At 44.4% G+C, this 12,537-nt stretch carries 11 protein-coding genes; 6 read left to right on the forward strand and 5 right to left on the reverse strand.

From position 1 onward, the window contains the following. The first annotated feature begins 125 nt into the window (after positions 1–125). Complete coding sequence (locus OSC7112_RS25425) at positions 126–1,139, forward strand: alpha/beta hydrolase family protein (RefSeq protein WP_015178585.1); 1,014 nt, start codon at positions 126–128, stop codon at positions 1,137–1,139. 463 nt (positions 1,140–1,602) lie between these two features. Here OSC7112_RS25425 and OSC7112_RS25430 read toward each other — a convergent pair whose 3' ends face one another. Genes OSC7112_RS25430 through OSC7112_RS25440 form a run of 3 tightly spaced genes read right to left on the reverse strand, consistent with a single transcriptional unit; the run spans position 1,603 to position 4,927 of the window. After that, positions 1,603–3,687, reverse strand: coding sequence for a SpoIIE family protein phosphatase (locus OSC7112_RS25430; protein ID WP_015178586.1), 2,085 nt, complete (start codon positions 3,685–3,687; stop codon positions 1,603–1,605). After that, positions 3,684–4,676, reverse strand: a complete 993-nt coding sequence (locus OSC7112_RS25435; protein ID WP_015178587.1) for an ABC transporter substrate-binding protein — start codon at positions 4,674–4,676, stop codon at positions 3,684–3,686. The genes OSC7112_RS25430 and OSC7112_RS25435 overlap by 4 nt, the downstream gene beginning before the upstream one ends. A gap of 5 nt (positions 4,677–4,681) precedes the next feature. Beyond that, positions 4,682–4,927, reverse strand: a complete 246-nt coding sequence (locus OSC7112_RS25440) for a hypothetical protein (protein WP_015178588.1) — start codon at positions 4,925–4,927, stop codon at positions 4,682–4,684. Between the two features lie 410 nt (positions 4,928–5,337). On the opposite strand from OSC7112_RS25440, the gene OSC7112_RS25450 reads away from it, so the two are divergent. From OSC7112_RS25450 to OSC7112_RS25465, 4 genes are all read left to right on the forward strand, one after another. Next, positions 5,338–6,909 (forward strand): NAD(P)H-quinone oxidoreductase subunit N, encoded by a 1,572-nt coding sequence (locus OSC7112_RS25450; RefSeq protein ID WP_041622735.1) that lies wholly within the window; start codon positions 5,338–5,340, stop codon positions 6,907–6,909. Between the two features lie 153 nt (positions 6,910–7,062). Next, positions 7,063–7,662, forward strand: coding sequence for a Uma2 family endonuclease (locus tag OSC7112_RS25455; RefSeq protein ID WP_015178590.1), 600 nt, complete (start codon positions 7,063–7,065; stop codon positions 7,660–7,662). Between the two features lie 146 nt (positions 7,663–7,808). Further along, entirely contained in the window at positions 7,809–9,419 is a 1,611-nt protein-coding gene (locus OSC7112_RS25460; protein WP_015178591.1) for a cyclic peptide export ABC transporter, read from the forward strand. Beyond that, complete coding sequence (locus tag OSC7112_RS25465) at positions 9,409–9,837, forward strand: GNAT family N-acetyltransferase (RefSeq protein WP_015178592.1); 429 nt, start codon at positions 9,409–9,411, stop codon at positions 9,835–9,837. The genes OSC7112_RS25460 and OSC7112_RS25465 overlap by 11 nt, the downstream gene beginning before the upstream one ends. Before the next feature lie 2 nt (positions 9,838–9,839). Here the strand turns inward: OSC7112_RS25465 and OSC7112_RS25470 are convergent, their stop codons facing one another. Both OSC7112_RS25470 and OSC7112_RS25475 read right to left on the reverse strand, forming a co-directional pair. After that, a complete protein-coding gene (locus OSC7112_RS25470; protein WP_015178593.1) occupies positions 9,840–10,199 on the reverse strand; it encodes a Spx/MgsR family RNA polymerase-binding regulatory protein in 360 nt (119 codons plus the stop codon). Between the two features lie 100 nt (positions 10,200–10,299). Further along, positions 10,300–10,743, reverse strand: coding sequence for a DUF4332 domain-containing protein (locus OSC7112_RS25475; RefSeq protein ID WP_015178594.1), 444 nt, complete (start codon positions 10,741–10,743; stop codon positions 10,300–10,302). A gap of 395 nt (positions 10,744–11,138) precedes the next feature. On the opposite strand from OSC7112_RS25475, the gene OSC7112_RS25480 reads away from it, so the two are divergent. Then, positions 11,139–12,527: an aminopeptidase P family protein gene (locus OSC7112_RS25480; RefSeq protein WP_015178595.1), complete on the forward strand. Its 1,389-nt coding sequence runs from the start codon at positions 11,139–11,141 to the stop codon at positions 12,525–12,527. Positions 12,528–12,537 lie beyond the last annotated feature (10 nt).

Genomic DNA, 12,537 nt, shown 5'->3' on the forward strand with positions numbered 1-12,537 from the left:
GTGAACCCGCCCCTACTATTTGTCACAGAGTCCGAAACCTTTTCCGGCAAAGCTCGTTAAATTACCAAGGGTCGCCGACTTGCTTTTTTTTAGTAGCTTATGCACGCACTCTCAAACCCAAAATAATGATGAATTTAACCGCTCATTTTTTTTCAGAAAAAGCCCTAGCAATTGTTTGTGTAATTGCTGCGTTTGTTGTCCTTGGGGGCAAAGTCTTTGCCACAGCAATCGATTATGCACCGCCATTTAAAGAAACCAGCTTTTACAGTACGACGATATCTGCTAATAACGATTTAGGTGACATTTATTATCCTAAACCATCGGATCTTAATTCGGGTAATTACTCTTTCCCCATTGTACTTTTATTGCAAGGTGCGCTGGTAGATAAATCCTTTTATTCAGATTACGCTAGCCACGTGGCGCGGTACGGCTTTGTGGTAGTCGTTCCGAACCATTTGCGCCCTTCGCCCTTCAATCCCACTTCACCGCCTAATTTGGCGTCGGAAACTTCGCAAATTGCGGCGGTTTTGTCGCAGATGGCGATCGAAAACAAAAAGCCCACATCTCCGATCGCGTCTGTTATCGATACGCAGCGCCTGGGTTTATTGGGTCATTCTTTTGGTGGTGCAGTGGGGTTATCGGTGATTGCTAACAAATGTCTCCCAGAATTGTATTTGTGTCAAGAGCCATTTACGCGCCCGAAAGAACTATTAGCGGGTGCATTTTTTGGAGCTAACTTACGCAATCCGATTTCAAATGAATTTGTCGCCATCGCTAATGATGGCATTGCAGTGGCGTTGATTCAAGGCGGTATCGATGGTGTCGCCCTGCCCGATCGATCTCACAGCACCTTTGACCAAATTCAAACACCACCCAAAGCTTTGATTACTGTTATGGGTGCAAATCACTTTAGCATCACTAATGTTAATAACCCTGCGGGTGCGAACCCCGATCGCAATACTGCTACCTTAGAGCAAGCCGTGGGTATTGAAACGATCGCCCGTTGGAGCGCCCTGTTTTTGCGGGCAAATATGCTTAAAGATCGAGCTGCATTTGATTATATTTACTCTCAAGGTGACGCCCTCGATCCGAATGTCCGTGTTACCAGCGTTGCAGTTCCCAAACCATCTTCTAAGTAGCTCCACCTAAAAAAACGTAAGATAGATTAAGGCTAATAGATAGTGTGCCTACAGTTTTATTATTGGGGATCACTTATCTGACAGACCGCGAGCACTATATTGTTTTAACCATCTATGGAATAAGAATTAAATAACTTACACTCTTGAAAGTGGGGTGGGCGTCGGGCCCTTCCTTTTTGGACGGGCGGAATCGGCCCATCCCACAATAACCATTAAAATTGTAAGTTATTTAATTCCAGATCCTATGTACAGTAATTCTATGTACACCTAAACGTTCAGATACATCTGTAAGGCTTTGACTCGCTCCAGTTTTTAACCAATCAAGTGCCTGAATTTTTTGTTGATTAGGTAGAGTTCGCTACTCGGACAGAATTATTTTTAACTCGTCTGCTGTTAAATCAATTCTTGCTTGGTAGTTTACTTTCATAAAATATTCCTCAAAATTTGTTCTTCATTGTAGAATTTATTTGGAGGAGATAATATTATTAACTAAATTTCCATTTTCAGTAACGTCAGCCTGCCGCTTAAAGACTAGCAACGTAATATCATCAAACACTTTCTGCTTACCGATATGTTGCCGCACATCTACAATCACCGCATCCTTAACTCCTGCTGCCGACTTGTGCCAATTTTGACTAATTACTTGACACAATTGCTTTAGTCCATACTGCTTTTTGCGGATGTTATAGGCTTCTGGAATCCCATCAGTATAAAGCACCACGCCATCTCCAGGTTCTAGCTCAATCAGGACGTGACTGATGAAGTCTGCGATATCATCATCTAAAGCGATCGGGAAGCCTAACTCCATCGTGTCGATGCGCTCAACATCTCCATTTTTTCGCACCACTAGCGTTTCTTCATGTTGACCGCTGATGCTGATCCGTCCTTCGGAGTAGTTCAAAATCGCCAGCGTCAGACTTTTCTCAGAATTCATGCGCTGCACGTTTTTGTAGAGGGTACGGTTGAGTACATCCAGGAATCGAACTGGATCTAGTCCACGAATCTCTTGCAGGGTGCGAACTGAGGTTTGCGCCATCAGCATCAGAATGCCGCTTTCCAGCCCATGTCCGGTGACATCACCGATCGCCAGTGTGACAACACCATCGATCTGTAGCACGTCGTAGTAGTCCCCTCCTACTTCATCGGCGGGTTCCATGTATCCGGCGATATCTAGTCCGTCAATTTCCAGTTCATGAGGGTTGGGCAAAATCATTTGCTGGATCTGACGCGCCACATTCAATTCTGCACCTAAACGGAGGTTGTCTACTTTGAGTTTTTCGTTGAGGGTAATGATTTCCTGATTAGCATTAGCGAGTTCTGATGTTCGTTCTTTAACTTTGTCTTCGAGGGTTTCAAAGGATTCTTGGATTTGCCTCGCCATGCTGTTGAATGATCGTGCTAGCAGACCGATTTCGTCTCGCGATCGCATCTTCACACGCATATCTAAGTGACCCGCCGTAAACTCGGCAACTGCTTGGGTGAGGTAAATCACAGGCTTTGTTAATAGTTGCGCGATCGCCAAAGCGATGATAGTTACAATTGTGGCGATGATTGCTAATAAAAGAAGTGCATCCTGTATTTGTTTTTCTACAGGTGCTAGGGCAACGGCAATGGGTTGTGCGAAAAGGACTGACCAAGGTTGATATTGCAGGCGGGCGATCGCTAAGAGGCTTAACTCATTATTACCCGTAGCTGTCAATCGTGTGATTAGATAAGGCTGTTTAGTGTCTAAAGCCTGCTTGAGGTCGGGCAAATTGATTGCAAGTTCTTCCGTTATATTTTTAGGCAAACGTCCTTCGCGTTGCAGTTGTGCTACAACATTGGGTGACAAAGGCACAATTGATTTGAAAAGAAGTTCAGGTGTAGTGCTATGTGCCAGATGGATATAGTTCTCATCTAAAAGAACGGCTAACGATTTCGCACCTGCACGTTCAGTTTTCCGACTCACCAACTGCTGGACAGATGTGGCATTGTATGTCACCCGCAATATACCCAATATATTTCCCTTCGCATCGCGAACAGGACTGCTAAAGAAGAGCGTAACGAGGTTGGGAATTGTCGGCGATTGCCTAATGCTAGAAACAAAAGATAGTTGAGTTTTGAGCGGTTCTTGGAAGTAATCTTGACCGGATTCATCTCGTCCCACATCCAGTGTATTCGTATCGAGTACATTCCGTCCCTTTAAGTTGAGCAAGGCATAGGAGATAATATTAAGCGTATCTTTGCGACTGAGCCTGGTTAAGGTTTCAGTCGCTAACATCTCTTGGGGACTACCATTTCGCCGTTCTGGAGGTATGCCCAGATAGGCAGCCAAACCTGGTAAAATCGCTTCTACGCGCACGGCATTGAGATTCCCATCGATAAACCCATCTATTCTGTAAGCGGTTTCGTTAGCCGCCGCAGATAGGGCTTGTCGTGCGTTGTCGGTCAATGCCTTTTCAGTTGTCTGCTTGTTGATAAATGCTAGCAACAGCAACGGAATCAGAGCAACGACGAGAAACGACACGATTAACTTTGTACGAATGCTGTTGAAAAACAATCGCTTCATGGTTTAAGACTAGGAGGGGGGGTTAAGAAAGAAGAATTGAACAAGGTTTCTAGATTGGGAAGGCGCGTCACATTGCCAGCGCGAATAAAAAAGTCCGCATATTTCTTGGCGGTTTTGTAGATATAATTAGGACTGTTTGATTGAAAAAAAAATTGATTGTCTGCAAAGTCAGTGAGGTCTATTCCCTCGAAAGAAATGGTATTGATGGGAATATTCAACGCTTTGCTCACGATCTCCTTTCCTTCGGGAATATTTGCTTCCCAATAGGACAAGCCTTGAAGCCCGCCTCGCACAAAGGCGCGAATATCTTCGGGGCGATCGCGTATCACCTCACCCCGAAACGCGATTAAATCCAAAATTAAGCCTGGGGTTTGTTTGCTGGTAAACAGGATATGCGCCCCTAATTTTAATGCTTCAGAAAGATAGGGTTCCCAAGTGTGTCCTGCTTGGATAGTATTGTTTTGTAAGCGATTGGGAACTTCAAAAGTCTCGACTTTAACCAGTCTAACATCATCGCTTGTCAGCTTAGAGGTTTTCAACATCTCAGTAACGAAAACCTCGCTAAAGTCGCCTAGAGTTGCACCAAGATTTTTTCCTTTCAAGTTAGGGATTGTTTTAATATCCGATTGCGCGACTACCACATCTGCCCCTGTCGATTCATCCACAACCATCACAGCTTGTATATCAGGATATGTGGCACTCAAAATCACAAAATCGCCCAAGGTCAATGCGATCGCATCATACTTCCCTGCACTGAAATCCGCGAAAAGCAATTGTGAGTGCTTTATATAGCTGAGTTCCACGTCTACCCCTTGCGCTTTGAAGAATCCTTTCTCTTGAGCAACGATCAGAGGTGTATAGCCAACAAAAGGAACACAAGATACTTTGAGGGAAGGACGTTTTACTTTTAAAGGTTGCGAAGACTGACAGGCAAACAGCAGCCAGCAGGTAATAATAAATATACAGATGTAATTGAGTAGTTTAGACATACTAGCTATTGCATTCCTGGTGTAGAAAAGGCGACTGATATTTTCTCGATCCCGATCGACCTAAGTGCATCGTCCGCAATCGCCGCTAAACCTGTTCCGGTGGCGATATCTAGAACAAGCTTGCCCGATCGCACTTTTGCCAATTCTACTAACCGAGTTGCAGCTTGTTTTTGAAATTCATTTTCGCAGTCGGGGCGGTTGTTGAAGTCATTGAGAATAAGTGGTTTGTAGGCACTTAGCGAGTCAGTCATGCCGAATTACTGGTTTAACTTTCTATATTGTGGCAGTTATGGTCGATCGCGACGAGAGTCGCAGGTGGCACCAGTCAATCGATTTTAGATTTTAGATTTTAGATTAAAGAATTGAAGGATTGACTTGCGCGAGATAAATTCGGGGGGTTCCTTTATCTGATGCAGGTTTTTTATTTCTGGACGGATGAATCCGGGGGCTTGTATCCTGGATGCTTTCGGTTGGCAATCTCTACAATGCGCGCCAATGTATGCAAAACCGCTACCGAGTATCAACTCTCCGGCAACAAACACCGGCCCAATTGGGATCGGGAAGCTGTAATCCGCTACAATCTGTGTTTGGTAAAGAATTTTTACGAGTTCACTGCCCATTACAGCCTTTGCGGCTTGTACTACCCAACCTGCCTGAAAATATGGATTTTGCTACTCTTGCCGCCCAGCTAAATGCTGGAACTATCTTGCCAGAGGGAATTGTCATCATCACCCTCTTGGTGGTTCTCGTCGGCGATTTAATCGTAGGCCGCAGTTCCTCGGGTTGGACTCCCTACGCTGCCGTTGCGGGTTTGCTGGCCGCCGTCGCTGCCTTGTGTTTGCAGTGGGATAACACGGATACCATCTCGTTTCTAGGCGGTTTTAACAGCGATGCCTTGAGTTTAGTGTTTCGCGGCATTATCGCTTTGACTGCGGCTGTCACTATTTTGATATCCGTCCGCTATGTACTGCAAACTGGTACTGCTTTAGCGGAATTCATCGGCATTTTACTAACCGCTACTTTGGGGGGAATGTTCCTCAGCGGCGCTGATGAATTGGTGATGATTTTTATTTCGTTGGAAACTCTGAGTATCTCGTCTTATTTGCTGACAGGTTACACAAAACGCGACCCGCGTTCCAATGAAGCTGCTTTGAAATATTTGTTAATTGGGGCTTCTTCTTCGGCGGTGTTTCTCTACGGAATTTCGCTGCTGTACGGGTTGTCGGGCGGCGAAACTAAGTTAAGTGCGATCGCGGCTAACCTTTCTAGTGTGAATGAAGGTCAATCTCTCGGTTTGGTGATTGCTTTGGTTTTTGCGATCGCCGGCATCGCCTTCAAAATCTCTGCAGTTCCCTTCCACCAGTGGACTCCTGACGTTTACGAAGGTTCTCCTACACCCGTTGTTGCCTTTCTTTCTGTCGGTTCCAAAGCAGCAGGTTTTGCCCTAGCAATCCGCTTGTTAACAACTGCTTTCCCCGCACTTACCGAACAGTGGCACTTCGTGTTCACGGCCTTAGCCATTCTCAGCATGGTGTTGGGAAATGTGGTTGCCCTCGCCCAGACTAGCATGAAGCGGCTTTTGGCTTATTCGTCGATCGCCCAAGCCGGTTTTGTAATGCTGGGTTTGATTGCAGGAACAGAAGCCGGTTACTCCAGCATGATATTTTATCTGTTGGTTTACCTGTTTATGAACTTGGGTGCTTTCGCCTGCATCATCCTGTTCTCGCTGCGGACTGGAACCGACCAAATTAGCGAATACTCGGGTTTGTACCAAAAAGACCCGCTGTTAACTTTAGCCTTAAGTATTTGCCTGCTTTCTCTCGGTGGAATTCCGCCCCTGGCTGGATTTTTCGGCAAAATCTATCTGTTCTGGGCCGGCTGGCAAGCAGGACTTTACGGCTTAGTTATTCTGGGATTAGTTACCAGCGTAGTTTCGATTTACTACTACATCCGCGTTGTCAAGATGATGGTAGTAAAAGAACCTCAAGAAATGTCAGACGCGGTAAAAAATTATCCCGAAGTTCGCTGGAACCTTCAGGGAATGCGGCCTTTGCAAGTCAGCGTTGTACTCACCTTGGTTGCGACAACATTGGCGGGAATTTTGTCTAACCCTTTGTTTAATTTGGCTAATGATGCTATTACCAAAACTCCCATGTTGCAGTCGGCATTGAGTCAGGTGCAACCTGTGGTGGCTGCCAAAATTGAATCGAATTTGGTGTCTCGCGGAGATTAATTTTTCTGGGTTTTGAAATAGTGGAAAACGCCTGACTCTTTGAAGTTGGGCGTTTTTTTTTTGTTGTGATATACTGTGAATTATGATTTTTAACCGCAGATGTAGGCAGATTAACGCAAATTAACGCAGATAAAAGTTAGTACAGAGGTAACAATGTTAGTACAAAGTAAGGAAAAGTTTTATACTCCAGATGAGTACCGGGAGTTAGAGGAAACTGCTGAGTTTAGAAATGAATACCGCGATGGACAAATTGTACAAATGACGGGTGGTAGTATTAATCACAGCCAGATAATCGGTAATATTTATGCGTTCTTAAAATCTGCTTTGCGGGAAAAGAATGCCAGACCATTTATGAGCGATTTGCGGTTGTGGATTCCTCGGTATCGACGCGGGACTTATCCAGATGTGATGGTAGTTGAAGGAGAATTAGTTTGCACAGAGGGACGGAAAGATGAAATACTCAATCCTGTGCTGATTGTGGAAGTGCTTTCTAAGTCTACCAAGGATTTCGATCGGGAGGATAAGTTTCGGTTTTATCGCTCGATCCCTGAATTCCGTGAATATGTGTTAGTCAATCAATCTGAGTTTTTAGTCGCACAATATATTAAAACAGAATCAAATGAATGGTTGTTTCGGGAATATGAGGGAGAATCAGCAATAGTTTCCTTCGCTTCCGTGGAAGTGCAAATGTCGATGCTCGATATTTATGAGCTGGTTGTATTTGAAACCCAGGAAACGGAAGTGCAAGAATAAAATTAATTCTATTGGGGGATGCGAATATCAAGAAACCCGACTGCTGAATCAAATTTATTCAGTAGTAATCGAGATTGTTACCAAGAAGTCAGGGATTTGGTTGGTTTGCACCTGAGTTTCAAAAGTTAAATTAAGAGTAAAATTAGATGAATGTAATTTGGTTACTATTAAAAGCTTCTTGGTTAAATGTTTCCATCGCCATACTCACAGGCTTAATCAGCGGCGGTTGCAGCGCTATGTTAATTTCCCTAATCAACCGCGCCATCAGCGACAATTCCAATGGTAATTTAGTCTGGTATTTTGCGGGATTGGCAATCTTGGCTCTTTTGAGTGGCTTTGTATCCCAATTTTTGTTAATTTATCTCTCTCAAGAAGCTGTTTACAATCTGCGGCTGAGTTTGAGCCGTGGCATTTTGTCTACTCCTTTGCGGAATTTGGAAGAGTTGGGCGCTAACCGCTTGCTGGCAACTCTGACTGATGATGTGGGAACGCTTTCTAATACTATATTTTTGATTCCTTTTCTTTGTGTTGATATCGCCGTTGTCGTGGGCTGCTTAACTTATTTAAGCACCATTTCTGGTACGGTTTTTGTGGTTGTATTTTGTTTTCTGGTGCTGATGATTGGCACGGTGCAGTTGTTGCTCAGCAAAATGCGGAAATTCTTCGATTTAGCCAGAGAAGAACAAGATATATTGTTTAAGCATTTTCGCAGTATTACTGATGGAATTAAGGAACTTAAACTGCATTCCTTGCGCCGCCAAGAGTTTTTTACGGAACAATTGCAGGTGAGTGCTGATGCTTCCCGCGATTATAACGTGACTGCTTTGAATACTGGTGCAGTTGCGATTGGAGTCGGGCAGTTGCTATTTTTTATGCTGATGGGTTTGCTGTTATTTGCTTTACCCCAGTTTGTGCCAGTTTCTACTCCGGTTTTGTCCGCTTACATTCTGACAAGTACCTATTTAATGTCTCCGTTTCAGAATATTTTGCAAAGGTTGCCGGCGATTTTTCGTGCTAATACTTCTGTGGAAAAGATAGAGAGAATGGGATTGGCTTTGGCGAGTCAATCTGAGATAAATTCAACGGTTAAACCGATTCAAACTGCTGAGTGGGATAGGCTGGAGTTAAATCGAGTAATTCACAGCTATCCGGGAGAAAAAGAAGACAGCAATTTTATTTTGGGCGAGCTTAATTTGAAGTTTCATCCGGGTCAATTGGTGTTTATAATTGGCGGTAACGGCAGCGGTAAGTCTACTTTAGCTAAGCTAATCACTGGTTTGTACATTCCTGAATCGGGAGAAATTCTCTTAGATGGCCAGCCAATTACTGATGGAAATCGAGAGTGGTACAGGCAGCATTTTTCTGTGATTTTTTCGGATTTCTATCTGTTTGAAAGGCTTTTGGGGATGACTGATCGCGATTTGGACAAGCAGGCGGCTGAATATTTGCGAGAGTTTCATTTGGAGGATAAAGTTCAGGTGAAAGAGGGAGTTTTGTCCACTACGGCTTTGTCTCAGGGACAGCGAAAGCGGCTGGCTTTGCTGACGGCTTATTTGGAAGATAGACCGATTTATTTGTTTGATGAATGGGCTTCGGATCAAGATCCGTTTTTCCGGGATATTTTTTACAAGCAGTTGCTACCGGAGTTGAAGCGGCGGGGGAAAACGGTGTTTGTGATTAGTCACGACGATCGCTATTTTGATTTAGCCGATCGCGCAATTAAACTAGATTACGGTAAAGTAGAGTATGACAGATAAAATGGATAACTACCGAATTGTCGAAACTTTGACCGAAAACCAGGTTTCTGACTTGATGGATTTGTACAAAAACGAGTTTTGGAGCGACAAGCGGACGCGGGAAGATGTTGTGAAAATGCTGGCGGCGACTGATGTTATCATTGGTTTTGTCGATGAGACCGATCGGCTAATTGGCATTACCCGCGTCATTACCGATTTCGTATATAGAGCCATGATTTTTGATGTGATTATCAAGCCGACACACAGAAAGATGGGACTGGGTGCGAAGTTGATGGATGCAGTTTTAACTCATCCTGAACTGCAAGCTGTCGAGCATTTTTATCTTAATTGTTTGCCGAACATGATGCCGTTTTACGAGCGTTGGGGTTTCTCGGATGATATGGGCGAACTCAAGTTTTTGCGGCGAACAACAGGCTGAACTCAGCCATTTTCAAGCCCCAATTTTTCTCTAATTGCGTCTTCTTTGAAACCTACTAAAACAGCCGTTCCATCTTTAACGAAAAGAGGACGTTTCAGCAGCATCGCATCCTTAGCAAAAGCCTCCACCCACTGTTCGGTAGTCCAATTTTTCTTGTCATCGCCCAAAGCGCGGTAAGATTGACCGGAAGTATTTCGCATGGGTTGAAAACCCAAAGCAGCTACCCAGCTTTGAATTGTTTCGCGAGTCGGCGGCTGTTCTTTTGTGTTAATGAACTCGTAATTAACATCGCTATCTTTGAGCCACTGGAAAGCTTTTTTGCAGGTTCCGCAGTTCGGGATTCCGTAAACTTGAATTGACATAATATGGGGGAATGGGGAATGGGGAATGGGGAATTGGGAATTGGGAATTAACCAATAACTAATAACAACTAACAACCGACAACTGACTAATGACAACTGACTAATGACTACTGACCGATCTAGCTTGTTGAACCCATTTTTGCACGCGATCGACTGAAGGAGTTAAGTCATTGCGCTGCATTGTCGCTACGTGCAGCCTTAAAATTTGTTGGTGCAATCTCTCCACGGGCATTTGAGCCAATTGAGCCGGCGAAGCAACGCCGGCGTGAAGTAACAGCCCGCAATACTGACACCCTACACTTGGAATTCGAGCCAAATTTGCCATCGCTACCCATTTATTAATATATTGAATGTTAATCTGTAATTGATTGGCTAGCAACACTTTCGCCGCCTGCGTTTTCGTCATGCGAATTAGTTGTCCGGTTGTGGTGATGCTGCACTCTTCCAGTTGAGATTGGTTTTCCTTGCTCAATCCCGGTAAGTGTGCGATCGGCCAGTCGCGTACTTGCACAGAAGTTTGAGGATCTGTATGAGAAATTTTCATGTTTTTTCTGTGAATTTTACTTATACTTTAAAGTCTCATATATCAAACAGTCAAGAGAGGCGATCGCTCACGTCACCCAATCAACAAAAACCAGACCAAGGAATTTGACTAATTGCAGGTGTTGTCACATTTCTGCTAATTGCCTGCCAAGTAGCACTTGCAGCCTGTTTTCCTCCCGATGGATCGGGCTTACTGCTTAACCAAATCATCCAGGCGATGAGGACAAAGGCTATAAACAAGACAGCCTATAAATGCTAGCAAAAAAGAAGTGACCGATGAGAATTTTCGCAAAAATGGCTGCCAAGTTGGCAGTCATAATTTTAGTGCTTTAATGCTGAGAATGCAAAAACTTGTGGCTGACTGCAAACCCAACTCAAAATTATAGGTTTTTACCCATGACAATTACACAAGGTTATGATTTGTTGACTAATACTCTACACCAACGGCGGCAAAAACTGGCCCGTTTAATTAATTTTCCGGTAATTTTATGGTCGGGGCGCAGCATTCCTCGCAATTATCCGGCACTTACTTATCCCTTTCGTGCCAGCAGCCACTTTCTATATTTTGCTGGTTTGCCCTTAGAAAATGCTGCCATTCGCTTAGAATCGGGCAAATTAGAATTGTTCTTAGATGACGCACCTGCTAGCAGCACGCTTTGGCACGGAGAAATGCCGAAAAGAGCAGAAATTGCCGAACTAATTGGGGCTGATGCTGCTTTCCCAATGGCCGAATTGAAATCGCGATCTACAAATGCAACCACGATCGCAGTTCAGGATTCTTGGACTCAGTTGGAACAGTCTCAAATTCTCGCTCGCCCTCTGGCACCGCCCAAATCCCCAACCGGAATCGACCTAGAATTAACCAAGGCAATTATATCTCTGCGCCTGAGCCACGATGCAGCCAGTTTGGCCGAATTGCGTCAAGCTGCGGCTGTCACTGTAGAAGCTCACAAAGCGGGAATGGCGGCCACTCGAAATGCTCAAATTGAAGCAGGGGTGCGCGCTGCAATGGAAAGTGTCATCATCTCCAAAAATATGACCTATGCCTATCCCAGTATCGTGACGGTGCATGGAGAAGTGCTGCACAGCGAACATTATCACAATCCCCTACAAACCGGAGATTTGTTGTTAGCAGATGTCGGTGCAGAAACATCAACCGGATGGGCGGCTGATGTGACTCGCACTTGGCCGGTTTCTGGCAAGTTTTCTCCGACTCAAAGAGCGATTTATGATGTGGTTTTGGCAGCGCACGATGCTTGTATCGATCAAATTAGTCCGGGGGTGGAATATCAAGATATTCATCTGTTAGCTGCTCGAATTATGGCGGAAGGATTGGTTGATTTAGGTATCTTGCGGGGCAATGTTGAAGATTTAGTAGAAATGGATGCTCACGCGCTATTTTTTGTCCACGGTATCGGACATTTAATCGGTTTGGATGTTCACGATATGGAAGATTTAGGAGATTTGGCTGGCTATGAAGAAGGAAGAACCAGAAGCAGTCGCTTTGGGTTGGGATTTTTGCGGTTGAATCGAGTTTTGCGTCCGGGAATGCTGGTATCGATCGAACCGGGATTTTATCAAGTTCCGGCAATCTTAAATAACCCAGAAAACCGCGCCAAATATAAAGATTTTGTAAACTGGGAAAAGTTGGAAAAATTTGCAGATGTGCGGGGGATACGCATAGAAGATGATATACTTGTCATCGATGAGGGTAGAGAACTATTGACAGGCGAATTGCCGACAAAAGCTCCAGAGATTGAGGAGTTAGTGGCGGTAAATACGTAAGTAGAGCCGA

The organism is Oscillatoria nigro-viridis PCC 7112 (genome assembly GCF_000317475.1).
GTDB classification, from domain to species: domain Bacteria; phylum Cyanobacteriota; class Cyanobacteriia; order Cyanobacteriales; family Microcoleaceae; genus Microcoleus; species Microcoleus nigroviridis.